Origin of the sequence: Streptomyces kaniharaensis, from assembly GCF_009569385.1 — a bacterium.
Lineage (GTDB): Bacteria > Actinomycetota > Actinomycetes > Streptomycetales > Streptomycetaceae > Kitasatospora > Kitasatospora kaniharaensis.
The window spans coordinates 3969957-3995189 of sequence record NZ_WBOF01000001.1 but is presented as its reverse complement, the minus strand read 5'-3'; the positions used below and the strand labels follow the sequence as shown (position 1 = coordinate 3995189).

The following is a 25233-nucleotide window of genomic DNA, read 5'->3' as shown; positions in this document are numbered from 1 at the left end:
CACCGTGCCGGTACCGACAGCTGCCGGGCATGGAGCGACCCCGTGGCGCACCGGCTCAGCCGGTGCCCCCACCCCTGCTGACACTCTGTTGCGCTCCAGGGTATGCCGGGCTCCACCCGGTGGGCAGACTTTCGGACAACCGGAAATACGCCACCGCGCCCGGGTGTCGCACGGTGACCCCCATGCCCGCTTCCACGGCACGACACCCGGTGACGTCGCATCAGGACGATAACAAGGCGGATCCGGCCGGCCGCCGCTCGGGTCAGCCCTCGGCGGGAGCCTCCTCGGCCTCGTCCAGGCCCAGGTGGGCGCGGGCCGCGGCCGGCCCGTCGGCGAGCAGCACGGCGAAACCCGCGTCGTCCAGGATCGGCACGCCGAGCTGCACGGCCTTGTCGTACTTGGACCCGGGATTGTCGCCGACGACCACGAAGTGGGTCTTCTTCGACACCGAACCGGTCACCTTCGCTCCGCGCGAGGTCAGCGCCTCCTTGGCGCCGTCCCGGGTGTGCCCGGCCAGCGTGCCGGTGACCACCACGGTCAGGCCCTCCAGCGGGCGCTCCGCCTCCTCCTCGTCCGCGGGCTCCTCGGTGAAGCGGACGCCGGCCTCGCGCCACTTCTCCAGGATCTCCCGGTGCCACTCCTCCTCGTACCACTCCTTGATCGAGCGGGCGATGGTCGGACCGACGCCCTCGACCGCCGCCAGCTCCTCCTCGCTCGCCGTGAAGATCCGGTCCAGGTCGCGGAACTCGCGCGCCAACTCCTGGGCCGCGACCGGCCCGACGTGCCGGATGGACAGGCCGTTGACGAAGCGCCACAGCGGCCGCTCCTTCGCCTGGCCGAGGTTGTCGAGCAGCGCTCCGAGCGACTTCTTCGGCTCGCCCTTCGTGGTGGCGAAGAAGAAGACCTCCTTCTCCTTGCCCGTCCGGTCGTCCAGCTTGGGCATGCCCGTCTTCGGGTCGCGGACCAGTACCTTGATCGGCAGCAGCTGCTCCTCAGTCAGGCCGAAGACGTCACCCTCGTTCCGCACCGGTGCCTCGGCCGGCTCCAGCGGCTGGGTCAGCGCGGTGGCCGCGACGTAGCCGAGCCCCTCGACGTCCAGGCAGGACCGCCCGCCGAGGAAGGCGATCCGCTCGCGGATCTGGGCCGGGCAGAACTGCGCGTTCGGGCAGCGCAGATCGATGTCGCCCTCGGCCATCGGGCGCAGCTCGCTGCCGCACTCCGCGCAGTGCGAGGGCATCACGAACTCCCGCTCGGTGCCGTCCCGCAGGTCGTAGACCGGGCCGAGGATCTCCGGGATGACGTCGCCGGCCTTGCGCAGCACCACGGTGTCGCCGAGTAGGACGTCCTTGGCCTTGACGATCTGCTGGTTGTGCAGCGTCGCGTACTGGACCATCGAGCCTGCCACCTTCACCGGCTCCGCAAGCACCGCGTACGGGGTGGCCCGGCCGGTGCGGCCGATGCCGACCTTGATCTCGGCGAGCTTGCCGGTGACCTCCTCCGGCGGGTACTTCCACGCGATCGCCCAGCGCGGGGACTTGGAGGTGGCGCCCAGTCGGCCCTGCAGCGCGATCTCGTCCACCTTGACGACGACGCCGTCGATCTCGTGCTCGACCGAGTGCCGCTGCTCGCCGTAGTGCTTGATGAACGCCCGCACCTCGTCCAGCGTCCCGACCACCTTGTTGTGCCTTGCGGTGGGCAGGCCCCAGTCGTGCAGCAACCGGTAGGCGTGCGACTGCTTGTCGATGTCGAAGCCCGACCGGGCACCGATGCCGTGCACCACCATGTGCAGCGGGCGGGAGGCGGTGACGTGCGGGTCCTTCTGGCGCAGCGAACCGGCGGCGGCGTTGCGGGGGTTCATGAAGAGCCGGATCATCGCCCGGGGCCGCTTGCCCTCCTTGGCGCGCTCCTCGTTCTCCTGCCGGCGGCGCTCGTTCTCCTCCGCGAACGAGGCGTTGAGCGCGTCGAAGGCCTCGGTCGGGAAGTAGACCTCGCCGCGGATCTCCACCAGCCGGGGGATGTTGTCGCCCTTGAGCTGGTGCGGGATCTCCTTGATGGTGCGGACGTTGGCCGTGATGTCCTCGCCGACCCGGCCGTCACCGCGGGTCGCCGCCTGCACCAACTGGCCGTTCTCGTAGGTGAGGTTGACGGCCAGGCCGTCCACCTTGAGCTCGCACAGGTAGTGGTACTCGATGCCGTGCAGCTCGGTGGCGACGCGATCGGCCCAGGCGGCGAGCTCGTCGTCGTCCATGGCGTTGTCGAGGCTGAGCAGCCGCTCGCGGTGCTCGACTTCGGCGAACTGTGCGGTGGGGGCGCCGCCGACCCGCTGGGTCGGCGAGTCCGGGGTCGCCAGGGCCGGGTGCTCGGCCTCCAGCGCCTCCAGCTCGCGCATCAGGGCGTCGAACTCGGCGTCGCTGATGACCGGCGCGTCCTGCTCGTAGTAGCGGGCGCGGTGGTCGGTGATCTCCTGCGCCAGCTCGGCGTGCCGCCTGCGCACCTGCGCCGGGACGTCCTCCCAGCCCTCGACAGCCACCACCGCAAGCCTCCTACGTTCTCATTCCGGGTTGTCCACCAGGCTCTGCGCCGCCCGCGCCGCAAGCGACAGCGCCTTGCGCGCGTACGCCGGGGAGGCCCCGGCCAGCCCGCAGGTCGGCGTCACCAGCACGCGGCGGCCCAGCAGCTCCGGGGCGAACCCGAGCCTGCGCCACAAGGTCCTGACACCCTGGACACTACCGGCCGGGTCGGACACCGCCTGGTCAGCGGAGGGCACGACACCGGCGAGGATCATCGTGCCCGCCTCGACCGCCTCGCCGAGGTCGTCGTCCGCGCGCTCGGTCAGCAACGAGAAGTCCAGCGAGACGCCCGCCACCCCGGCCCGGCGCAGCAGCGGGACCGGGACGTCCGGCGCGCAGCAGTGCACGATCACCGGGGCGTCCAGGGCCCGGACCACCTCGCGCAGCACCTCCTCGGCGGCCTGCCGGTCGACGGCGCGAAGCCGCTGGAAGCCGCTGGCCGTCTTCACCGAGCCGGCCAACACCGCGGGCAGCGAGGGCTCGTCGAGCTGGAGCACGATCTCCGCGCCGGGCACCCGCTTGCGGACCTCGGCGAGGTGGCGGCGCAGGCCCTCGGTGAGCGAGCCGGCGATGTCCCGGCAGGCGCCGCGGTCGGCGAGGGCCTTCTCGCCGTGCCTGAGCTCGATGGAGGCGGCCAGCGTCCACGGCCCGACGGCCTGGATCTTGAGCGCGCCCTGGTAGCCCTGGGTGAACTCCTCCAGCGCGTCCAGGTCCTCGCCGAGCCAGGAGTGGGCCCGCCGGGTGTCGCGGCCGGGCCGGTCGGCGAAGCGCCAGCCGCTCGGCTCGGTCTGCGCGAACAGCTCGACGAGGAGGCCGGCGCTGCGGCCGATCATGTCGGCGCCCGGGCCGCGGGCGGGCAGTTCTGGCAGGAACGGCAGGTGCTCCAGTGCCCCGGTGGAGGTCCTGGCGGCCTCCCGCGCGTCGGTGCCGGGCAGCGAGCCGACGCCGGTGGCGGCGCCGTGCAGGTCGGGGAAGGGGTGTCCGGTGCTCACCCGTCCGAGCCTAGTGCGCGGCGCCGCCCGCGTTTCAGCGCCCCGTCGGTGCCCCGTCGGTGCCCCGTGAGTGCGCCGTCAGTGTCCGGTCATTGCCCCGGGCGGACGGTGATGTCGGTGATCTCCGCGTCGCGGGAGGCGTCGAGGGCGGTGAGGATCGCCTTCGCGACCGACTCGGGCTCGATCCAGCGGGCGGCGTCGTACTCCTTGCCCTCCTGCTGGTGCACCTTGACCTGCATCGGGGTGGCGGTGCGGCCGGGGTAGACGGAGGTGACCCGCACGCCGTTCGCGTGCTCCTCCTGGCGCAGCGAGTCGGCGAGCGCCTTGAGGCCGTGCTTGCTGGCCGCGTACGCCGACCAGTTGGCGTGGGCTGTGAGGCCGGCGCCGGAGTTGACGAAGAGCACGTGCCCCTTGGCGAGGCGCAGCGAGGGCAGCAGCAGGCGGGTCAGCTCGGCGGGCGCCGCCAGGTTGACGGTGAGCTGCTCCAGCCAGGCCTTGACCGGCAGGTCGCCGACGGTGCCGAGCTCGACGACGCCCGCGACGTGCAGCAGCGAGTCCAGCTCGACGGGCAGCCGCTGGTGCCCGAAGGCCCAGGAGAGCTTGGCCGGGTCCGACAGGTCCCCGACCAGGGTGCGGGCGCCGGGGAACCGCTCGCGCAGTTCGGCGGCGCGGCGGGCGTCACGGGCCAGCAGCCAGAGGTCGTCCCCCCGCTCGGCGAGGTGCTCGGCGACGACGGCGCCGATGCCGGAGCCCGCGCCGGTTATGAGATGTGCAGCCATGGTCCCGATCCTCTCAGGCCTTGAGCTGTTCGAAGACCTGTTCCGGAGTCTCGGCGAAGGTGATCAGCTCACCGAGCGCGCGGGGCAGGAACCCCTCGGCGTCCATCCGCTCCAGCTGGGTGCGCAGGCCGGTGTAGAAGCCCTCGGTGTCCAGGACGACGACCGGCTTGTCGTGCAGGCCGTGCTTCTTGAGCTCCAGCACCTCGGTGACCTCGTCCAGGGTGCCCAGCCCGCCGACCAGGACGACGATCGCGTCCGCCCGGGCCGCCAGCTCCGCCTTGCGCTCCGCGAGGTCGCGGGTCATGACGAGCTCGTCGGCGCCCCGGTACCCCTTGTGCTTCAGCAGCTCGACCATGATCCCGACCAGCTTCCCGCCGGCCGCCTTCACCTCGTCGGCGAGCAGCCCCATCAGCCCGGCATCGGACCCACCCCACACCAGGGTGTGCCCGCCCTCGCCGAGGAGCCGGGCGAACTCGGCGGCGGGAGCGGTGTAGCGGGCATCGAGCGAGTACGCGGAGCAGAAGACACATATGTTCATAGTGCGAACTGGTCTATCACGCCCGGCTGCTCCCACTCCCCGGAATTACGCCCCGGCCACGGCTACGACGGGCACCGCGCAGGAGCAGTGGGCGTGGCCGGACGGCCCCACCCACCCGGTTCAGACGCTGCCCTGAACCGCCGGGCGCTCCGTCGTCGCGATGGTGGCCGAGCCGACCACCCTGGTGCCGTCGTACAGCACCACGGCCTGGCCGGGGGCGATCCCGCGCGCCGGGCTGTCCAGCCGGACGTGCAGCTCGCCGTCGACCACGGACGCGGAGACGGGCACCTCCTCGCCGTGGGCGCGCAGTTGGGCGGTGTACCGGCCGTCGGCGAGCGGCTCGGTGCCGCACCAGCGCGGGCGGATCGCGGTCAGCCCGGTCACATCCAGGCCCTCGACCGGGCCGACCGTGACGGTGTTGTTCACCGGGGAGATGTCGAGCACGTAGCGGGGCTTGCCGTCCGGTGCCGGGCGCCCGATCCGCAGGCCCTTGCGCTGGCCGATGGTGAAGCCGTACGCACCGTCGTGCTCGCCGAGCTTGGTGCCGTCGACGTCGAGGATGTCGCCGGTGGCGGTGCCGAGGTGCTTGGCCAGGAAGCCCTGGGTGTCGCCGTCGGCGATGAAGCAGATGTCGTGGCTGTCCGGCTTCTTGGCGACGGCCAGGCCCCGGCGCTCGGCCTCCTCGCGGATGACGTCCTTGGTGGTGTCGCCGAGCGGGAAGAGGGAGTGGGCGAGCTGGTCGGCGTCGAGCACGCCGAGCACGTAGGACTGGTCCTTGGCGGCGTCCACCGCCCGGTGCAGCTCGCGGCGGCCGTCCGGCAGGTCGACGATCCGCGCGTAGTGGCCGGTGCAGACGGCGTCGAAGCCGAGCGCGATCGCCTTGTCCAGCAGCGCGGCGAACTTGATCTTCTCGTTGCAACGCAGGCAGGGGTTGGGGGTGCGGCCGGCCGCGTACTCGGCGACGAAGTCGTCGATCACGTCCTCGCGGAAGCGCTCGGCGAGGTCCCACACGTAGAAGGGGATGCCGATCACGTCGGCGGCGCGGCGGGCGTCCCGGGAGTCCTCGATGGTGCAGCAGCCGCGGGCACCGGTGCGGAAGGACTGCGGGTTCGCGGACAGCGCCAGGTGGACGCCGGTCACCTCGTGCCCCGCTTCGGCGGCGCGGGCGGCGGCGACGGCGGAGTCGACACCGCCGGACATCGCCGCGAGCACACGCAGACGGCCGGTGGACGGAGCGGTCGGGGCACCCGGGAAGTCAGTCATGATGCCACCAAGCGTACGGGCTGCCCCACCTGTTCCCCGAGCCGATATCACCGCCCCGAGCCGATGGGGCCCCGAGCCGGTGTCAGCGCCGCACGGACGCCAGCCCCGCGTTGCGCGCCCGCTGGACGGCTGGGGCGATGGCCTTCGCGAGGGCGGTGACGTCCTCGCGCACCGAGGTGTGGCCGAGCGAGAAGCGCAGCGAGGCGCGCGCCAGCAGCGGATCGGCGCCCATCGCGAGCAGCACGTGGCTGGGCTGCGGGACGCCAGCCGAGCAGGCCGAGCCGGTGGAGCACTCGATGCCCTGGGCGTCGAGCAGCATCAGCAGCGCGTCGCCCTCGCAGCCGGGGAACGAGAAGTGCGCGTTGGCGGGCAGCCTGCCCCCGGGCGAAGGGTCGCCGTTGAGCACCGCGTCCGGTACGGCGTCCAGCACCGAGGCGATCAGCTCGTCCCGCAGCGCGCCGAGCGTCACCGCGTGCTCGGCCTGCCGCTCGGCCGCGATGGCCGCGGCGGCGGCGAACCCGGCGGCGGCGGGCGCGTCGAGGGTGCCGGAGCGGACGTCGCGCTCCTGGCCGCCGCCGTGCAGCAGCGGGACGGGCGTGGCACCGCGCGAGAGCAGCAGCGCGCCGATGCCGAACGGGCCGCCGATCTTGTGCCCGGTGACGGTGACCGCGGTGAGCCCCGACTCGGCGAAGGAGACCGGGATCTGACCGAGCGCCTGCACCGCGTCGGCGTGCATCGGGATGCCGTACTCGGCCGCCACCGCGGCGAGTTCGGTGACCGGCTGCACGGTGCCGACCTCGTTGTTCGCCCACATCACGGTGACCAGCGCGACGGTGGCCGGATCCCGCTCGATCGCCTCGCGCAGCGCCTGCGGGTGCACCCGGCCGAGGTGGTCGACCGGCAGGTACTCGACGGCGGCGCCCTCGTGCTCCGAGAGCCAGTGCACCGCGTCGAGGACCGCGTGGTGCTCGACGGGGCTGCACAGCACCCGGGTACGCGCCGGGTCGGCGTCCCGCCGGGCCCAGTACAGGCCCTTGACGGCGAGGTTGTCGGACTCGGTGCCGCCGCCGGTGAGCACGATCTCGCTGGGCCGGGCGCCGAGCGAGTCGGCCAGCGACTCGCGGGCCTCCTCGACCACCCGGCGGGCCCGGCGGCCGGCGGCGTGCAGGGAGGAGGCGTTGCCGACGACCCCCAGGTGCGCCGTCATCGCGGCGATCGCCTCGGGCAGCATCGGCGTGGTCGCCGCATGGTCCAGGTATGGCATAACCATCCGATTGTAGAGGGCCCTTGCCCGCGGCGTTCCGGCCTGCGCACCGTTCCGGCCACCTCGTGTACGCGCTCCCCTCGTGCAACGCGGCCGGCCGGCGGCGTCCGGCACTGGTTTGTACCACTTCGTGGTCCACCGGTTAGCCTGACGATCAGTTGTCATCGGATCTCGGGGGGCGCCATGGCGCAGTCGGTCGACCGTGCTCTCACCCTGCTCGGCTCGCTCGGCGACGGGCCGGTGACCCTGGACCAGGCCGCAACCAGCATCGGCGTCCACAAGTCCACCGCACTGCGGCTGTTGCGCACCCTGGAGGCGCAAGGCTTCGCCCAGCGCCAGCCGGACCTGCGCTACCGGCTCGGCGGCCGGCTGCTGTCGCTGGCCCACCGGGCGCTGGAGGAGATCGACGTCCGGCAGGTGGCCGCGCCGTACCTGGCAGACCTCAACGCGCGCTGCGGCTACACCGTCCAGCTGGCCGTCCTCCACGACGGCGAGGTGCTCTACGTGGACGAGGTCGCCGGGCACTGGGCGGCCCGGCCGTCCCGGATCGGGCGCCGCGCCCCGGCCACCGGGACGGCCATCGGCCGGGTGCTGCTCGCCGGGCTGCCCGAGGACGGCACCCGCGAGGGCGCGCTGCCCGCCGAGCTGGCCGCGGTGCGCCGCCGGGGCTGGGCGGCCGAGTCGGCCGAGCACCGGGAGCCGGTGACCTGCGTGGCCGCGCCGGTGGCCGGCAGCGGCGGGCGGACGGTCGCGGCCTGCGCGGTGAGCGCCCCGGTGAGCCAGGTGCGGCCGGCCGAGCTGACCCGGATGGTGCCCGAGCTGCTGTGCACCGCCGAGGCGATCTCGCTGGCGTACGGCGGCTCGCCTACTCCTCGCTGGTGCGAGAACCGTTGCGGTGCCAGGCCCGCGGGGCACGCCAGCCGAACCTCAGCGCGAGCATCCGCAGGACGAACGCGGTGAGCGCGGCGGCGGTGCCGGTGGCCCCGGTCAGCCGGTCGGCGCCGATCAGCGCCGCTACCAGCCCGGCGCCGACCAGCGCGGGCACGGCGTAGATCTCCCGGTCCCAGCGCAGCAACGACGGGATCTCCCCGGCCAGCACGTCCCGGATCACGCCGCCACCGGCCGCGGTCACCATGCCGAGCGCGACGGCCGCCACCGCGCCGAGCCCGTAGTCGTGCGCCTTGGCGGTGCCGGTGACGCAGAACAGCCCGAGCCCGAGCGCGTCCAGCGTCTGCACCGCCCGGTTGATCCGCTCGACCTCCGGGTGCAGGAAGAACACCACGAGCCCGGCTGCCAGCGGGGTCACGAAGTACCCCAGATTGGTGAAGGCGGCGACCGGTGTCGCCCCGATCACCAGGTCGCGCATCACCCCGCCGCCGAGTGCGGTGACCTCGGCCAGCACGCAGATCCCGAAGATGTCCATGTTCTTGCGGACGGCGAGCAGGCCCCCGGAGAGGGCGAAGACGAAGATACCGACGAGGTCCAGCGACTGCTGCACGTCGGAGGGGAAGATCTGCGAGGTCACCGTCCCTTTTGTACCCGATGTGCCGGACCGTCCTCGTACCGCCCCCGCTGTCCGGGCTCGGCTTGTCTGTCCGACTCGGTTAGCCTCCCCGTGTGAAACCCAGCACCGCCGCCCCCGCCCCGTCCAGACTCGGCTGGCTCGATGCGCTGCGCGGCCTCGCTGCGCTGGCCGTCGCCATGCACCACTTCGGTCTGGTCAACCTGATCCCGCACGCCGCGAGGGAGCCGCACTACCTGGACCTCGGCCTCTTCGGCGTGATGCTGTTCTTCCTGGTGAGCGGGTACATCATCCCCGCCTCGCTGGAGCGGCGCGGCGACGTCCGGGCGTTCTGGGCCGGGCGCTTCTTCCGGATCTACCCGGCGGTGGCCGTGACGGTCGTCGTGAGCCTGCTGATCCTGCCCCGTGACTTCGCGGTCGTGCAGGGGTTCGCCTTCGACCACCCGCTGCTGTCGCTCGCGGCCAACGGGCTGATGCTCCAGGACATGATGGGCCTGCCCAGCGCCATCGGCGTCCTGTGGTCGCTCACCTACGAGATGATCTTCTACTACTTCGTGACGGCCCTGTTCGTCCTGGGGTGGCACCGGCGCAGCGCACCGATCGCGATCGGCTTCGCGGCGTTCGCCCTCGTCCTCGGCTCCTGGCTGGCGGTGGGCACCCTCTCCACCGACCTGACGTCGATCCGGCACCTGGTGACGGCCTGCGGGATCGTCGTCCTGATGGCGATGGTGTGCATCGGCACCGCTCGACCGGACCTCGTCCGCTGGGGCGCACTGCTGCTCGGCGGCCTCGGCCTGACCCTGATCCTGCTGAACAGCCGGTCCAGCGCCTTCGAGACCATGATGATCTTCGCCACCATGTTCGCCGGCACCGTGCTCTACCGGCTGGAGCACGGCCAGATCGACCGCCTCCCGGCCATCCTGTGCTGCGTGTTCGTCACCGTCTGCGGGGTCGCGTCGGGCTACTTCTACGACCGCGGTACGACGACGTGGAAGACGTGGACGGACTCGTGGATGGCGTTCTCGTTCGCGTACCTGGCCGCGTGGGCGGTGTTCGCGGTCGGCATGCTGCTGCGCCGGCGCCGCTTCCCGCGCTGGCTCAGCGGGCTCGGCGCGATCAGTTTCTCGGTCTACCTGCTGCACGGCCCGCTCGACTTCTTCACGGGCTGGCAGCTGTCGGGCCACGCCCCGCTCGTCGGCTGGAAGGAGCGGGGTCTGCTTCTCGTCGCCTACCTGGCCGCCCTGGTGGTGCTCGCCTACCTCAGCTACCGCCTGGTCGAGATCCCGTTCCAGAACCTGGGCCGCACGGTGATGAAGGCCGTGAACCGCCGCTTCCCGGCGCCCGCCGCGCCGCGGCCGAGGGTCGACGGCCGGGCCGAGCCGCCCGCCGAAGCCGCTGCCCGGTCGGCGCCGGTGCTGTCCGGCCAGGACTGACGCCCCCAGAAAAGGGAAAGGCCGCCCGCCCCGGAGAGTCGGGGCGGGCGGCCTTCGTCGTGGGAGCCCTACGGCTTCGCGTCCACCGGAGCGTCGACCGACGCGGCACCAGAGGCGTTCTCCGGAGCGTTCTCCGGGAAGTGGCACGCGACCTGGTGGCCGGTCTTGAGAGCGGCCAGCGGCGGCTCCTGGGCGGCGCAGATCTCCTGCGCCTTCCAGCAGCGGGTGCGGAAGCGGCAGCCGCTGGGCGGGTTGATCGGCGAGGGGACGTCGCCCTTGAGCAGGATCCGCTCGCGGCCGTCCCGTTGGCGGCGTCGCGGGTCCGGCACCGGCACCGCGGACATCAGCGCGTTGGTGTACGGGTGCATCGGGCTGTTGTAGAGCGAGTCCCGGTCGGCGATCTCGACGATCTTGCCGAGGTACATCACCGCGACCCGGTCCGAGACGTGCCGGACCACCGAGAGGTCGTGCGCGATGATCAGGTAGGTCAGGCCGAGTTCCCGCTGGAGGTCGTCCAGCAGGTTGACCACCTGCGCCTGGATGGAGACGTCGAGGGCGGAGACCGGCTCGTCCGCGACGATCATCTTGGGCCGCAGGGCGAGCGCCCGCGCGATGCCGATGCGCTGGCGCTGGCCGCCGGAGAACTCGTGCGGGTAGCGGTTGTAGTGCTCGGGGCTGAGCCCGCACAGTTCCAGCAGATCCTGGACGGCCTTCTTGATCCCGCCCTCCGGCACCGCGCCCTGGAGCTTGAACGGCGCGCCGACGATGGTGCCGACGGTGTGCCGCGGGTTGAGCGAGGAGTACGGGTCCTGGAAGATCATCTGGATGTCGCGGCGCATCGGCCGCATCGCGCCGACGCCCAGGTGCGTGATGTCGGTGCCCTCGAACTCGATGGTCCCGCCGGTCGGTTCGTCGAGCCGCGTGACCAACCGGCCCATGGTCGACTTGCCGCAGCCGGACTCGCCGACGACGCCCAGCGTCTCCCCGGCGTTGACGGTGAAGTCGATGCCGTCGACGGCCCGGACCGCGCCGGTCTGGCGCCGCAGCAGCCCGCTGCGGATCGGGAAGTGCCGGGTCAGACCGGCCACCTTGAGCAGCGGCTCGCGGTCGGAAGCGGGCGAGGGAGAGGGGATCGCCGCCGCCTCGGTCGCCTGAGTGTCCGTCATCGGTTCTCTCCAGAATGGTGGTACGAGGCCGGGCTCACAGCCGGGGCGCGATCTCTTCGGTGAAGATGCGGTGCCGGTCGGCCGCCGCGAGGTGGCAGGCCGCGTGGTGCCCGGGCGAGGCCTCGGCCAGCACCGGGACCTCACCGGTGGAGCGCCCGCCGGTCAGCTCGGCGTACGGGCAGCGCGGGTGGAAGGCGCAGCCGGTCGGCACGTTGATCAGGCTGGGCGGGGTGCCCTTGACCGGGACGAGCCGGTCCTGGAGCTCCCGGTCGAGGCGCGGCATGGAGCCCAACAGGCCCCAGGTGTAGGGGTGTTCCGGCGCGTCGAAGAGGGTGTCGGCCGGGCCGCGCTCGACGCACTTGCCGCCGTACATGACCAGGATGTCGTCGGCGAGCTCGGCGACCACCCCGAGGTCGTGGGTGATGATGATGACGGCCGAGCCGAACTCCTCCTGGAGGTCGCGGATGAGGTCCAGGATCTGCGCCTGGACGGTGACGTCCAGGGCGGTGGTGGGCTCGTCGGCGATCAGCAGGGAGGGGTCGTTGACCAGGGCCATGGCGATCATCGCGCGCTGGCGCATACCGCCGGAGAACTGGTGCGGGTAGTCGTCGACCCGGCGGTCGGGCTGCGGGATGCCGACCCGGTCGAGCATCTCGACGGCGCGGGCGCGGGCCTGCTTCTTGGACGCCTCCGGGTGGTGCACCCGGTACGCCTCGACGATCTGCGCGCCGACCGTGTAGTACGGGTGCATCGCGGTCAGCGGGTCCTGGAAGATCATCGCCATCTCGCGGCCGCGCAGCTGGCGCACCCGGTCGGGCCCGGCCGCGATCAGGTCCTCGCCGTTCAGCCGGATCTCGCCGCTGATCCGGGCCCGCTTGGAGCGGTGCAGGCCCATGATGCCGAGCGAGGTGACGGACTTCCCGGAGCCGGACTCGCCGACGATGCCGAGGGTCCGGCCCTTGTGCAGGTCGAAGCTGACCCCGTCCACCGAGCGGACCAGGCCGTCGTCGGTGTCGAAGTGGATCCGCAGGTCGCGGACGGAGAGGAACGGGTCGCCGGCCGGGGTCGTTGCGGCGGGCGCCGTGGTGTTCTGGAGCTCGGTCACGAGAGCCTCACCCGGGGGTCGACGAGGGCGTACAGGAGGTCGACCACGAGGTTGCAGACGACGACGAAGAAGGCGGCGAGCAGGGTGACGCCGAGGATCTTGGGCAGGTCGTTGTCGCTGATCGCGGAGACCGCGAAGAAGCCGACGCCCTGCAGCGAGAACACCTGCTCGGTGATCAGCGCACCGCCGAGCAGCAGACCGAGGTCCATGCCGAAGATGGTGACGACGGGGGTGAGCGCGGAGCGCAGCCCGTGCTTGACGACGACCTTGCGCTCGATCAGGCCCTTGGCCCGGGCGGTGCGGATGTAGTCCTCGCTCATGGTCTCCAGCATCCCGGCGCGGGTGAGCCGGGCGTAGAGCGCGGAGTAGAGGAAGGCCAGCGAGATCCAGGGGAGGATCAGGTTGCGGGCCCACATCAGCGGGTCGTCGGTGAAGTTGACGTAGTGCAGGTTGTCCAGGATCGGCCACTCGTAGCTGAACAGCGTGAGCAGCAGCGCGCCGGTGAAGAAGACCGGCAGCGAGACGCCGGCGAGGGCGACGCCCATGGAGAGGCGGTCGAAGATCGACCGCGGCTTGAGGGCCGAGACAACGCCGGTGGCGACGCCGGAGAGCAGCCAGAGCACGGCCGCGCCGGCGGCGAGCGAGACGGTCACCGGGATCCGGCTGGTCAGCTCGGGCCAGACCTCAAGGTGGTTCTTGAAGGAGTAGCCGAAGCAGGGCACGTGGCAGGTGGCCGGTTCCGGCCCGAACTTGTACTCGGCGCCGCCGACCAGCGCCTTCAGGAAGTTCCAGTACTGCGTGTACAGCGGCTGGTCGAGACCGAGGTTCTGCTTGACCGCCGCGATCGCCTCGGGCGAGGGGTTCTTCCCGATGTACTGCGCGGCCAGCTGGTCGGTGGTCTCGCCGGCGATGCGCGGGAGCAGGAAGAAGATCGCGAAGGTGACCGCGCTGACGACCAGCAGCAGTACCACGGCCGCGAAGATCCTGCGGATGATGTAGGCAAACACAGTTGGGCGGCTCCGGCGGCCCGCCGCCGTCCGGGATCTTCCGGACGGCGGCGGGCGCCGCTGCCTTCACCTGCCTTCAGGGATGCGGAGCCAGGCTCTTACTTGGTGGTGCCGATGTTCAGGTAGTCGTACTCACCCGAGAAGGCCGGCGTGGAACCGAGGTTGGTGGCGCTGTCCGGGCGGTACAGGAAGACCTTGAAGTAGGTCAGCGGGACGTAGGCCGCCTGCTCCATGACCTTCTTGTCGATGTCGCCGTAGATCTTCTCGCGGGCCGCCTTGTCGGGGTTGACTGCGGCGTCGTCGAGCAGCTTGTTGACCGCGGGGTCGTTCAGCTGGGCGAGGTTGCTGTTGCCGGAGGCCTTGATCGCGCGGCCGTCGACGATCTGCTGCAGGAAGCCGTAGCCGGTCGGCCAGTCGGCGCCCCACTGCATCATCATCAGACCGATGTTGTGGTCCTGGGTGAACTGCGGCGCGCCGGCGCTGTCGGTCAGGTACTTGCCCTGCGGGTACTGCTGGATCTCGACGTTGATGCCGACCTTCTTCAGCGCGGCCTGGATCGAGGTGGCCGCGGCGACCTCGGTGGAGCGCTCGGTGCGGGCCGAGATCACGGTGCTGAAGCCGTCCGGCTTGCCGCAGGCCTTCAGGGCGTCCTTGGCCTTGCCCTCGTCGCCCTTGTTGTCCTTGGTCTCGTACTGGTTGAAGTCCTGGTGGCCCGGGATGTCCGGGGGAAGGACGGTGTTGGCGATCTGGCCGCGGATCGGGCCGCCCTCGGCGGTCTGCACCGAGACCTTGTCGATCGCGAACTGGACGGCCTTGCGGCACTCGACGTTGTCGAACGGCGCGACCTTGGTGTTGATCGCCATGTAGACCAGGCGGCCGCCGTAGGCGTTGTCGGTCTTGGCCTTGAGCTTCTCGTCGCGCAGGATCTGCGCCTGGGTCTGCGGGTCGACGCCGCCGCCCACCAGGTCGACCTGGGCGTTGCCGGCCATCAGGTCCTTGTCGATGGTGGCCTGGTCGATGTTCATCTTGAGCACGATCTTCTCCGGCAGCTGCTTCCGGATCGGGTCGGTGCTCTTGTCCCAGTTGGTGTTCGGCACCAGGACGGCCTGCTTGCCGTCCTCGTAGGACTCGAACTTGTAGGTGCCCGAGGACACGACGTGCTTGACGTAGTCGGCACCGGTGTCCTTGGCCTGCGGGACCGGCGCGGTCTGCGGGGCGCTGACCAGGTAGTCGAAGTCGGCGAAGGGGTGCTTCAGGTGGAAGACGACGGTGGTGTCGTCCGGCGTCTCGATCGACTTGAGGTCGCCGGCCTTGTCCTTGTACGGGCCCTCGTACGGCGTCGGGTTGTCGACCAGCAGGTCGTGGAAGTACGTCGGGCCGTTGGAGTTCACGTCCGGCGCGAAGTTGGAGCGCTCGACGGCGTACTTGACGTCCTTGGAGGTGATCGGGCTGCCGTCGTCGTACTTCAGGCCCGCGCGGAGCTTGTACGTCCAGGTCAGGCCGTCCGCACTGGGCTGGCCCATGGACTCGGCGAGGTCCGGGACGAGCTTGTTGCCGTCCTCGCCCGCGGCCGGGTTGAAGGTGGTCAGCGGACGGGCGTACAGGCGCGAGAAGTTGTAGATGTACGCGTAGTACGTGTTGCCCGGGTCGAGCGAGTCCGGCGTGCCCTTCATCTCGTAGGTGACCGTCCCGCCCTTCTTGTCCGAGGCGTTGACGATGTTCTTGGTGGCGGCGTTGGCGCCGGCGCCGGAGGACGAGGAGTCGCCGCTCTTCGACGAACTGGAGCAGCCGGTGACGACCAGGACCGCGGCGGCTGCCGCCGCGGTCAGGGCGACGGTACGGGACCTACGCATGGGTGAGATCAACCCCTTGAGGAAGTGGAGAGGGTGGAGGATCCTGACGCAGGGTCAGTTGCTCTTGGGATCGAGGGCGTCACGGAGCCCGTCGCCGAGCAGGTTGAAGGCGAGCACGGTGAGGAAGATCGCCACACCGGGGACCACCATGTACTGGGGGTCCACCTGGTAGTACTTGATCGCGTCCTGGAGCATGCCGCCCCAGGAGGCCTGCGGGGGCTGGATGCCGACGCCGAGGAAGCTGAGGCCGGCCTCGAAGAGGATGTTGGTCGGGATCAGCAGGGTCGAGTAGACCAGGATCGGACCGACCAGGTTCGGCAGCAGTTCCTTGAACAGGATGAACGGGCCGCGGGCGCCGAGGCTGCGGGCCGCGTGGACGAACTCCCGCTCGCGCAGCGAGAGCGTCTGTCCGCGCACGATCCGGCCCATGTAGGGCCAGTTGAAGAAGCCGATCACGAAGATCAGCACCATGATGTGCAGCGGGAGGCCGTGCAGGCCGAACGCGCCGCCCTGGAGCGAGGTCGAGATCGCGATGGCGAAGAGCAGCAGCGGGAACGCCAGGAAGACGTCCATGATCCGGCTGATCACCGTGTCCACCCAGCCGCCGTAGTAGCCGGCCATCACGCCGAGCACGGTGCCGATGGTGTTGGACAGCACGGTCGCGCCGAAGGCGACCAGCAGGGAGACCCAGGAGCCCTCGATGACGCGGGAGAGCAGGTCGCGGCCCTGCAGGGGGTCGACGCCGAGCGGGTGGTCCGCGCTCATGCCGCCCCAGTCCCCGATCGGCAGGCCGCCGAGGTCGGCGTCCAGGATGTCCGGATCCTGGTGGAGGGCGTTGGGGTCGAGCCCGAAGAGGCCCTCGATCGGCTTGGCCAGCACGGCGAGCAGGATCAGCAGGATCACCACGACGCCGCCGGCGACGGCGGCCTTGTCCCGCTTGAAGCGGGTCCAGGCGATCTGGCCGAGGGAGCGGCCCTCGATCTTCTTGGCCGGGGTCACGGAGGCGGGGGCCTCCGGCTCGTTCCCGGCGGTTGCTATGGGTGCGGTCATGGTCAGTTGGGTCCCCTCGCCGACGGTGGCCGGCCCACGGGCGCCGGTCGCCGGTTCGGCGGTAACGGCTGCGGACGTGCGGAGGTGCTTAGGAGCGGGTGATCGCGGCAGTACGTCGTGCACAGGTACTGCCACCACGCGGGAGCGTCGCGTGGACAAAGCGGGTCGGCGTGCGCGTTCACCTTCGTGGGGTTCCAGTACGCGCGGTGCGTTGCGCAGAACTCTCTGCCATCTGAACTGGCTTGCGCCAGCCCTGACAACCGACAGATGCCCAACTGTGATCTGTGCGCAATGCACTTCCCGATCTTCCGCACGGCCCTCTTCACATGGCCGCGAGGACCATGTCAAGATCCCTTTCGGACCGGCCGAGGATGTCCGGGAAGCACCGAAGCCGACCTGATGCGTGATCAAGTCGGCTTCGGAAAAGGGTTTCGGGGCTCAGCGCCCGGGGTATCCGGGCCACGGCTGCTGGGACGCCTGGGACTGCCCGTGCCAGCCCTGTGCGGGCGGCTGGGTGCCGTAGTACCCCGACTGCGGGGCATAGTGGCCCGGCGGGGGCACCGGCGGGTAGGCGCCCGTCGGCCGGCCGAGACCGGCCGCCTCCCGGTCGTAGAACGGCCGCGTCCTGGCCCGCATCCACAGCGCCACCGGGTCGTACTCGTCCGCCATCGCCACCGTGGACACCGCGAGCCCCTCCGGGGCCACCGCGATCGCCCGCTGCATCAGCGCCCGGACCGCCTCCACGGCTGGCGGCGAACTCTCGTACAGGTCCAGGCCGATCGCCAGGTACGGTTCGCCCACGGACGGCTGCACCCAGGCCCGGCGCAGCGCCCGGACCGCGCGCACCTCGCTGGCCTGGCGCTCCAGCAGCGCGAAGAACTGCGGGGCCTGCACCTGCGGTTCGCTCAGCTTCAGCGGACCGGCCGGCAGCCGGTCCAGACCCGCCGCGATCCGCCGCAGGTCCGCCCAGGGCACGCCGACACCGCCGCCGGGGGCGTGCGGGTTCAGCCACAGGCCCCAGCGGGTCCGGTACAGCGAGGCGGCGATCTCCCGCCCGGAGATCACCTCGTGGGCCCGCGCCCAGCCGGAGGCGGCCAGTTGCTCGGGCGAGGTGACGGCCGGCGCGTAGCCGTGGCCGCTGATCTCCATGTTCCCGTACTGGGCGTCCGGGCTGCCCGGCGTGCCGTGCCACAGCAGCATCCAGACCTGGCCGTCGGCCAGCGCGTGCAGCAGTCGCTCGTACGCCTCGTAGCGCTCCGGCGCGACCTCGCGCAGCGCGCGCTCCAGCGCTCCCGGATCCGCGCCGGGGCGCCCGGCCGGTGCCTGGCCCCATGGCCCCGATGCACCGCCGGCTACCGCTCCCGCACTCATGCGCCCACCTCGCTGCGCCTCTTTCCTCACCCTGCCGCCGACCCTCGGCCGTCTGCACGCACCCTATGGCGCGGCACCGGCCACCGCCACGGCGACGTGCCTACGAACGAATCCGGCTCACACCCGCGCGTAGAAAGGCAGTACCCGGGTGAGCAGCCACTCGACCACCGGATCGTCGGCGAGGTCGAGCAGCACGAGGTGGACGCCACCGGGCAGCGGCGCGGTTCCCAGCGCGCGGCCGAGCGCCTCGTTCACCGCGGCCGGGTCGGCCGGGGCGGCCGGATCGAGCTGGACGCCCACGAACATCACGGTCGGTTCGCCCTCGATGCTGGCGAGCGCCCGGCGCGCGGTCAGCACCCCGGGCAGGGCCGACAGTTCGGCCCTGCAGGCGGCCAGGAAGTGCTCCGGGTCCTCGCCCGGCACCGGCTCGCGCAGCGCCACCCGGCCGCCGGTCGGGCCGGCCGAGTCCTCGGTCTGGTCCCAGCGATCGTCGCGCGGCCCGCGGCGCAGCTCGGCCACGCCCCGCGGCGGCACCGGGATGCCCACCGCCGCCTCGGGGTTGACGGCGATGCCGACGCCGAGCGGCAGCCCCCGGGCGAACTCCCAGACCGGCGCGATCGCGAACGCCATCCCCGGCGCCTGCTGGAGGAACACCTCCTGCGAGGAGAACACCGGCACGTACGGGTCACCGGCCAGCTCGATGGTCGGCAGGTCCAGCGACTGCCCCTGCGGGTCGCCTCCGGCCGGCAGCGGGACCCACACCCGGCTGCGGGCCAGCACCTCGATGACCCGCGGGGTCGCGCCCGGGTCGCCGAACGCGGCGGTGAGCACCTGCTCCAGCTCGTTGGCCGGCCACGCGCCGCCCGGCGGCGCCGACTCCGGGCCGCCCGACCCCTGCTGCTGCTCCACCGGGTACCCCATGCGCCCCTGAACCGCCCTCTGCCGGTCGGCCGCCCTCTGCTGCGCCGACGCGGAGCAGTCTAGGGCTCGTGTTCGCCTGTGTGTCGGGTGACCGTTCGGTAGGGGCGGCGGGTGACAAGGGTCCCCCTCCCGTCGTCGGCTCGGACGTGCCATGATGTGCGCGTCCGACGGCGTCGTGCCCAGTCGGCCCCACAACTCCATACCGGCCGCTCGAACCCGCGCGGGAGAGCCCGGAGTGCCCCGTCTGGCGGCACAGCCGGCGCCGAAGGAGCAAGTCCTCCCCGGAATCTCTCAGGCACCCCTACCGCACGGGTTAGGCACATCTGGAAAGCGGCGCACGGCCCTGTCGCGCGCCCACCCACGGTGCAAGCCGCCATGCTGTCCTGAAAGCTGGAAACAGCCACGGGCCGCGGCGCGGTGAAGCTCTCAGGTTCGACGACAGATGGGGAGACCCACGCCGCCGCATGCCCGCGCGCAGGGTCGGCCCCCGAGCGGGACCGGTTCCGGCGCGTGCACCCCTGAGTGCCCAGACCGAGGAGTTCCAGGCCATGTCGTCCCTCCGCCTCACCGCGCTCGACGCGCTTCACCGCGCCCTCGGCGCCACCATGACCGACTTCGCCGGCTGGGACATGCCGCTGCGCTACGGCAGCGAGCGCGAGGAGCACCTCGCCGTCCGCACCCAGGCCGGCCTGTTCGACCTCTCCCACATGGGCGAGATCACCGTCACCGGCCCGCAGGCCGGCGAGATGCTGGACCACGCGCTGGTCGGCTTCGTCTCCGCGCTCGGCGTGCTGCGCGCCCGCTACACCATGATCTGCGCCGAGGACGGCGGCATCCTGGACGACCTGATCGTCTACCGCCTGCGCGAGGACGCCTTCCTGGTCGTCGCCAACGCCTCCAACGCCCAGCGGGTGCTGGACGAGCTGATCGCCCGTGCCAAGGGCTTCGACGCCGTCGTCACCGACGACCGCGACACCTACGCGCTCGTCGCCGTCCAGGGCCCGGAGTCCACGGCGATCCTCGCCAAGACCACCGAGGCCGACCTGCCCGGCCTGAAGTACTACGCGATCCTCCCGGCCCAGGTGGCCGGCCGCGACGTGCTGCTCGCCCGCACCGGCTACACCGGCGAGGACGGCTTCGAGATCTTCTGCAACCCGGGCGACGCCGAGGCCGTCTGGCAGGCGCTGACCGCGGCCGGCGAGGGCCACGGCCTGGTGCCGTGCGGCCTGTCCTGCCGCGACACGCTGCGCCTGGAGGCGGGCATGCCGCTGTACGGGCACGAGCTCTCCACCGACCTGACCCCGTTCGACGCCGGCCTCGGCCGGGTCGTCCGCTTCGACAAGACCACCAACGAGGGCGCGTTCGTCGGCCGCAAGGCGCTGGAGAAGGCCGCCGCCGAGGCCGAGGCCAACCCGCCGCGCGTGCTGGTCGGCCTGGTCTCCGAGGGCAAGCGCGTCCCGCGCGCCGAGTACACCGTGGTCTCCGCCGACGGCGCCCCGATCGGCCGGATCACCTCGGGCGCGCCCTCCCCGACCCTGGGCCAGCCGATCGCGATGGCCTACGTGGACGCGGCGCACGCCGCCCCCGGCACGACCGTCGCGGTGGACGTGCGCGGCAAGCACGAGCCGGTCCAGGTCGTCGCGCTGCCGTTCTACAAGCGCGCTCGCTGAGGCTCTTCCCGGGCCCGTTTCCCCGTAGACCCACGTCGAAGCCGTCCGCGCGGCGGCCCGCTTCGTCGTACCCGCTTCCCATCCTGGAGAATGACGCCATGAGCAACCCCCAGCACCTGCAGTACACCAAGGAGCACGAGTGGCTGACCGCCGCCGAGGACGGTGTCTCGACGGTCGGCATCACCAAGCACGCCGCCGACGCCCTCGGTGACATCGTCTACGTGCAGCTGCCCGAGGTCGGCGACGACGTGACCGCCGGCGAGACCTGCGGCGAGCTGGAGTCCACCAAGTCGGTCAGCGACCTGTACTCCCCGGTGACCGGCAAGGTCGTCGAGGTCAACCAGGACGTCCTGGACGACAACAGCCTGGTCAACAGCGCCCCGTTCGAGGCCGGCTGGCTGTTCAAGGTCCAGGTCGAGTCCACGGACGAGCTGCTCAGCGCCGACGAGTACGACGCCCTCACCAACCCCCAGGGCTGACCCGCTGGTGACGGGGCGGGCCGCAGTGCGGCTGCCCGTCCCGCCCCGCCCCCACCCGCCGTCCGTCACCGTCCTTCCGAGGACCGAGCTGCGCGGCGACCCCTTTCCTCCTCCCGGGAAGACCACACCATGACGGTTCTGAACCAGTCCCTGCACTCCCTCGACCCGGAGATCGCCGCCGCGGTCGACGCCGAGCTGCACCGCCAGCAGACCACCCTGGAGATGATCGCCTCCGAGAACTTCGCCCCGGTGGCGGTCATGGAGGCCCAGGGCTCGGTGCTCACCAACAAGTACGCCGAGGGCTACCCCGGCCGCCGCTACTACGGCGGCTGCGAGCACGTCGACGTCGTCGAGCAGATCGCGATCGACCGCATCAAGGCCCTGTTCGGCGCCGAGCACGCCAACGTCCAGCCGCACTCCGGCGCGCAGGCCAACGCCGCCGCGATGTTCGCGCTGATCCAGCCGGGCGACACGATCCTGGGCCTGAACCTGGCCCACGGCGGCCACCTGACCCACGGCATGAAGATCAACTTCTCCGGCAAGCTCTACAACGTGGTCGCGTACCACGTGGACGAGAAGAGCGGCCAGGTCGACATGGCCGAGGTCGAGCGCCTCGCCAAGGAGCACCAGCCGAAGCTGATCATCGCCGGCTGGTCCGCCTACCCGCGCCAGCTGGACTTCGCCGAGTTCCGCCGGGTCGCCGACGAGGTCGGCGCACTGCTGATGGTGGACATGGCGCACTTCGCCGGTCTGGTCGCCGCAGGCCTGCACCCCAACCCGGTGCCGTTCGCGGACGTGGTCACCACCACCACCCACAAGACCCTGGGCGGCCCGCGCGGCGGCGTCATCCTGTGCAAGGCCGAGCACGCCAAGAAGATCAACTCCGCGGTGTTCCCCGGCCAGCAGGGCGGGCCGCTGGAGCACGTGATCGCCGGCAAGGCGGTCGCCTTCAAGGTCGCCGCGTCCGAGGAGTTCAAGGAGCGCCAGCAGCGCACCCTGGACGGCGCCAGGATCCTCGCCGAGCGCCTCCTCCAGGCCGACGTCGCCGAGGCCGGCGTCTCGGTGCTGTCCGGCGGCACCGACGTGCACCTGGTCCTGGTCGACCTGCGCAACAGCCAGCTCGACGGCCAGCAGGCCGAGGACCGCCTCCACGAGGTCGGCATCACGGTCAACCGCAACGCCATCCCGAACGACCCGCGCCCGCCGATGATCACCTCCGGCCTGCGCATCGGCACCCCGGCCCTCGCCACCCGCGGCTTCCAGGCCGAGGACTTCCGCGAGGTCGCCGACATCATCGCCGAGGCGCTCAAGCCCGCCTTCGACGAGGGCATCGCCACCGCGCTGAAGGCCCGCGCCACCGCGCTGGCCGAGAAGTACCCGCTCTACCCGAACCTCTGACCTGAGGGGGTGGGTGACCGGCCTCACGCCGGCCGGCCGCCCGTCGATTCCGGGGCACCGCGCACACTGGTACGTGCGCGCGGTGCCCCGTCCCGTGCTGCACCGTCCGAAAAGCAGCGCCTGTCCTCCACGAGCACCAGACAAGGACGTCCCCCCGTGGCCATCAGCGTCTTCGACCTCTTCTCCATCGGCATCGGCCCGTCGAGCTCCCACACCGTCGGCCCGATGCGCGCCGCCCGGATGTTCGCCCGCCGGCTGCGGTCCGAAGGCCTGCTGGCCGAGGTGGCGAGCGTCCGTGCCGAGCTGTACGGCTCGCTCGGCGCCACCGGCCACGGCCACGGCACCCCGAAGGCCGTCCTGCTGGGCCTGGAGAACAACTCCCCGCGCACCGTCGACGTCGACCAGGCCGACAAGGACGTCGAGCGGATCACCGCCGAGAAGCGGATCAGACTGCTCGGCGAGCACCCGATCGACTTCGACCCCGACAGCCAGCTGGTCCTGCACCGCCGCCGCTCGCTGCCCTACCACGCCAACGGCATGACCCTCTGGGCGCACGCGGCGGACGGCTCCACGCTGCTGGAGAAGACGTACTACTCCGTCGGCGGCGGCTTCGTCGTCGACGAGGACGCGATAGGCGCGGAGCGGGTCAAGCCCGACGACACCGCGCTGCGCTACCCCTTCCGCACCGGCGAGGAGCTGCTCCGGCTCACCCGGGAGACCGGGCTGTCGATCTCCGGCCTGATGCTGGAGAACGAGAAGGCCTGGCGCAGCGAGGAGGAGATCCGGACCGGGCTGCTGGAGATCTGGCAGGTCATGCAGGAGTGCGTGCGGGCCGGCATGTCCCGCGAGGGCATCCTGCCCGGCGGCCTCAAGGTCCGCCGCCGTGCCGCCGCCGCGGCCCGCGCGCTGCGCGCCGAGGGCATCGGCCCGGCGAACGCGATGGAGTGGGTGACCCTCTACGCGATGGCGGTCAACGAGGAGAACGCCTCCGGGCGCCGGGTGGTCACCGCACCGACGAACGGCGCGGCCGGGATCATTCCCGCCGTTCTGCACTACTACCTGAACTTCATCCCGGGCGCCGACGAGGACGGCATCGTCCGCTTCCTGCTCGCGGCCGGGGCCATCGGCATGCTCTTCAAGGAGAACGCCTCCATCTCCGGCGCCGAGGTCGGCTGCCAGGGCGAGGTCGGCTCGGCCTGCTCCATGGCCGCCGGCGGTCTCGCCGAGGTCCTCGGCGGCACCCCCGAGCAGGTCGAGAACGCCGCCGAGATAGGCATCGAGCACAACCTCGGCCTCACCTGCGACCCGGTCGGCGGCCTGGTCCAGATCCCGTGCATCGAGCGCAACGGCATGGCCTCCGTGAAGGCCGTCACCGCCGCCCGCATGGCGCTGCGCGGCGACGGCCGGCACCACGTCTCCCTCGACAAGGCGATCAAGACCATGAAGGAGACCGGGGCCGACATGAAGATCAAGTACAAGGAGACCTCGCGCGGCGGCCTCGCCGTGAACGTCATCGAGTGCTGATCGCCGCTTCGGCTTCTCGCCTTTGATTTCGGCTTCTCGCCTGTGAGGGAGCCCCCGGACGGGACGTCGTCCGGGGGCTCCCGCGTTCCCTCGGACGGGCGGGCTGTACGGTACGCGGGTGCGAAAGGCTTTGGGGCTTGCGGTGATCAGAGCGGTCGCGGATTTGATCTTGCTCGGCGGGTGGCCGATGCTGACGATCCTCCTGGCCGTGGCTGCGACGGTGATCGCCGTGTACGCGGTGCGCCACTCCCGAAGCGAGTAGTCTCCGGGCTTGCCTCTGCGCTCGCGCGGGCTGAACGGGCGGGTGTGACGGAGGACGGACCGAGAGCGGGGACAGTCGTGAACACGGAGTGGGACGCCGAGCACCAGCGGTGGGTGACCCGGGCACCCGGGCCGGGGTCGCAGCCATGGGCACAGCCGGGGGCGCAGGCATGGGCGCAGCCGGGGGCCGGGGCGCCGCAGCCCCCGATGACGCCGCCGATGACGCCACCCCCGATCGCGCCGCCGCTGTTCGGGCCCAGGGCTCCGAAGCCACCGAAGACGCCGAAGCCGCAGCGGCAGCCGCAGGCACAGGCACAGGCACAGGCGCAGGCCCCGGCACAGGCACAGGCACAGGCGCCCGGGAAGCTGGGGCCGCGGGCGGTCGCGCTGGCGGCGGTGGCCGGGGTGGTCATCGGCGGGATCGCGGGGGTCGGTGGCTGGTACCTGCTGTCGCACCAGGACGGCAAGAAGAAGCCGGTGGTCGCCGCGTCCGTCTCGGGCACGCCGTCAGCCTCGATATCGTCCTCGACCTCCCCGTCCCCCTCGCCGTCGGCGACGCCCTCCCTCACACCGACGCCCACGCCGTCCGCCACCGGGCCGCACGTCACGCTCGTTCAGGATCCCGCGGGGTTCAGCCTCCTCGTGCCCGACGGCTGGCAGCGGGAGGCCAAGAACACGTCCGTCTTCTACAAGTCCCCCGACGGCAACGGCCTGCTCCAGGTGTTCCCGATGACTGCCGGCACCACCCCGTACGACCACGCCGTCGCCACCGACGCCAACCTGGCCGCGGACCAGGCGAACCACCCCGGCTACCGCCGGATCCGCCTGGAACAGGCCTCCGGCAGCGTCGAGTTGGAGTACGCCTACAACCTGCCGGGCGGCGGCGTCCGCCGGGCGGTCGACCACATCCTGGTCGTCCCGGACAGCCAGCCCTACGCCCTCCTCGTGGCCGGCCCCGAGGCGAGCTGGCCCACCCCGCTCAAGGGCGTCCTGCAGTCCGTGGTGAGCTCGTTCTGCCTGACCGGCCACTGCCCGGCCCCCACCGCCCAGTGAGGGCCGGGCGTTCG

General features: G+C 71.7%; 21 protein-coding genes and 1 riboswitch. Of the genes, 7 read left to right on the top strand and 14 right to left on the bottom strand.

Annotation, left to right across the window (positions count from 1 at the left end):
* Nucleotides 1-262: 262 nt before the first annotated feature.
* From ligA to F7Q99_RS17990, 6 genes are all read right to left on the bottom strand, one after another.
* The gene (gene ligA, locus F7Q99_RS18015; RefSeq protein ID WP_326847223.1) at nt 263-2530 is read right to left on the bottom strand and encodes an NAD-dependent DNA ligase LigA; all 2268 of its coding nucleotides are present in this window, start codon (nt 2528-2530) and stop codon (nt 263-265) included.
* A 21-nt stretch (nt 2531-2551) separates the two neighbouring features.
* On the bottom strand, nt 2552-3562 hold the full coding sequence (locus F7Q99_RS18010) for a methionine synthase (protein WP_326846811.1): 1011 nt from the start codon (nt 3560-3562) through the stop codon (nt 2552-2554).
* Nucleotides 3563-3651: 89 nt separating this feature from the next.
* Nucleotides 3652-4341 (bottom strand): SDR family oxidoreductase, encoded by a 690-nt coding sequence (locus tag F7Q99_RS18005; protein ID WP_153462757.1) that lies wholly within the window; start codon nt 4339-4341, stop codon nt 3652-3654.
* Nucleotides 4342-4354: 13 nt separating this feature from the next.
* On the bottom strand, nt 4355-4879 hold the full coding sequence (locus F7Q99_RS18000) for an LOG family protein (RefSeq protein ID WP_153462755.1): 525 nt from the start codon (nt 4877-4879) through the stop codon (nt 4355-4357).
* Between the two features lie 120 nt (nt 4880-4999).
* Complete coding sequence (gene mnmA, locus F7Q99_RS17995; protein WP_153462753.1) at nt 5000-6142, bottom strand: tRNA 2-thiouridine(34) synthase MnmA; 1143 nt, start codon at nt 6140-6142, stop codon at nt 5000-5002.
* 82 nt (nt 6143-6224) lie between these two features.
* Nucleotides 6225-7406 carry a cysteine desulfurase family protein gene (locus F7Q99_RS17990; protein ID WP_153462751.1) on the bottom strand — a complete coding sequence of 394 codons (1182 nt, stop codon included), beginning with the start codon at nt 7404-7406 and terminating at the stop codon, nt 6225-6227.
* A gap of 183 nt (nt 7407-7589) precedes the next feature.
* On the opposite strand from F7Q99_RS17990, the gene F7Q99_RS17985 reads away from it, so the two are divergent.
* Nucleotides 7590-8366, top strand: a complete 777-nt coding sequence (locus tag F7Q99_RS17985; protein ID WP_153462749.1) for an IclR family transcriptional regulator — start codon at nt 7590-7592, stop codon at nt 8364-8366.
* On the opposite strand, the gene F7Q99_RS17980 is transcribed toward F7Q99_RS17985, so the two are convergent.
* Nucleotides 8272-8931, bottom strand: coding sequence for a trimeric intracellular cation channel family protein (locus tag F7Q99_RS17980; RefSeq protein ID WP_326846810.1), 660 nt, complete (start codon nt 8929-8931; stop codon nt 8272-8274). The genes F7Q99_RS17985 and F7Q99_RS17980 overlap by 95 nt on opposite strands.
* A gap of 92 nt (nt 8932-9023) precedes the next feature.
* Here F7Q99_RS17980 and F7Q99_RS17975 point away from each other — a divergent pair, with 92 nt between their 5' ends.
* Nucleotides 9024-10361 carry an acyltransferase family protein gene (locus tag F7Q99_RS17975; protein ID WP_153462747.1) on the top strand — a complete coding sequence of 446 codons (1338 nt, stop codon included), beginning with the start codon at nt 9024-9026 and terminating at the stop codon, nt 10359-10361.
* Nucleotides 10362-10429: 68 nt separating this feature from the next.
* Here the strand turns inward: F7Q99_RS17975 and F7Q99_RS17970 are convergent, their stop codons facing one another.
* The 7 genes from F7Q99_RS17970 to F7Q99_RS17940 all read right to left on the bottom strand — a co-directional run bounded on the left by F7Q99_RS17970 (nt 10430) and on the right by F7Q99_RS17940 (nt 18822).
* On the bottom strand, nt 10430-11527 hold the full coding sequence (locus F7Q99_RS17970; RefSeq protein WP_153462745.1) for an ABC transporter ATP-binding protein: 1098 nt from the start codon (nt 11525-11527) through the stop codon (nt 10430-10432).
* A 34-nt stretch (nt 11528-11561) separates the two neighbouring features.
* A complete protein-coding gene (locus tag F7Q99_RS17965) occupies nt 11562-12632 on the bottom strand; it encodes an ABC transporter ATP-binding protein (RefSeq protein ID WP_326846809.1) in 1071 nt (356 codons plus the stop codon).
* The gene (locus tag F7Q99_RS17960) at nt 12629-13639 is read right to left on the bottom strand and encodes an ABC transporter permease (protein ID WP_326846808.1); all 1011 of its coding nucleotides are present in this window, start codon (nt 13637-13639) and stop codon (nt 12629-12631) included. The genes F7Q99_RS17965 and F7Q99_RS17960 overlap by 4 nt, the downstream gene beginning before the upstream one ends.
* Before the next feature lie 98 nt (nt 13640-13737).
* Nucleotides 13738-15492: an ABC transporter substrate-binding protein gene (locus F7Q99_RS17955; RefSeq protein WP_153462743.1), complete on the bottom strand. Its 1755-nt coding sequence runs from the start codon at nt 15490-15492 to the stop codon at nt 13738-13740.
* A 54-nt stretch (nt 15493-15546) separates the two neighbouring features.
* Nucleotides 15547-16542 (bottom strand): ABC transporter permease, encoded by a 996-nt coding sequence (locus tag F7Q99_RS17950; protein ID WP_153462741.1) that lies wholly within the window; start codon nt 16540-16542, stop codon nt 15547-15549.
* A gap of 438 nt (nt 16543-16980) precedes the next feature.
* Nucleotides 16981-17913, bottom strand: coding sequence for an enhanced serine sensitivity protein SseB C-terminal domain-containing protein (locus F7Q99_RS17945; protein WP_153462739.1), 933 nt, complete (start codon nt 17911-17913; stop codon nt 16981-16983).
* Between the two features lie 117 nt (nt 17914-18030).
* Nucleotides 18031-18822 (bottom strand): enhanced serine sensitivity protein SseB C-terminal domain-containing protein, encoded by a 792-nt coding sequence (locus F7Q99_RS17940; protein ID WP_326846807.1) that lies wholly within the window; start codon nt 18820-18822, stop codon nt 18031-18033.
* A 223-nt stretch (nt 18823-19045) separates the two neighbouring features.
* Nucleotides 19046-19151: riboswitch (glycine riboswitch) on the top strand.
* Nucleotides 19152-19382: 231 nt separating this feature from the next.
* Here F7Q99_RS17940 and gcvT point away from each other — a divergent pair.
* The 5 genes from gcvT to F7Q99_RS17915 all read left to right on the top strand — a co-directional run bounded on the left by gcvT (nt 19383) and on the right by F7Q99_RS17915 (nt 25219).
* Nucleotides 19383-20504: a glycine cleavage system aminomethyltransferase GcvT gene (gene gcvT, locus F7Q99_RS17935; protein WP_153462735.1), complete on the top strand. Its 1122-nt coding sequence runs from the start codon at nt 19383-19385 to the stop codon at nt 20502-20504.
* A gap of 98 nt (nt 20505-20602) precedes the next feature.
* Nucleotides 20603-20983 (top strand): glycine cleavage system protein GcvH, encoded by a 381-nt coding sequence (gene gcvH, locus F7Q99_RS17930; protein WP_153462733.1) that lies wholly within the window; start codon nt 20603-20605, stop codon nt 20981-20983.
* Nucleotides 20984-21112: 129 nt separating this feature from the next.
* A complete protein-coding gene (gene glyA / locus F7Q99_RS17925; RefSeq protein WP_153462731.1) occupies nt 21113-22381 on the top strand; it encodes a serine hydroxymethyltransferase in 1269 nt (422 codons plus the stop codon).
* A gap of 156 nt (nt 22382-22537) precedes the next feature.
* Nucleotides 22538-23905 (top strand): L-serine ammonia-lyase, encoded by a 1368-nt coding sequence (locus F7Q99_RS17920; RefSeq protein WP_326846806.1) that lies wholly within the window; start codon nt 22538-22540, stop codon nt 23903-23905.
* A 480-nt stretch (nt 23906-24385) separates the two neighbouring features.
* Nucleotides 24386-25219, top strand: coding sequence for a hypothetical protein (locus F7Q99_RS17915; protein ID WP_153462729.1), 834 nt, complete (start codon nt 24386-24388; stop codon nt 25217-25219).
* Nucleotides 25220-25233: the final 14 nt, after the last annotated feature.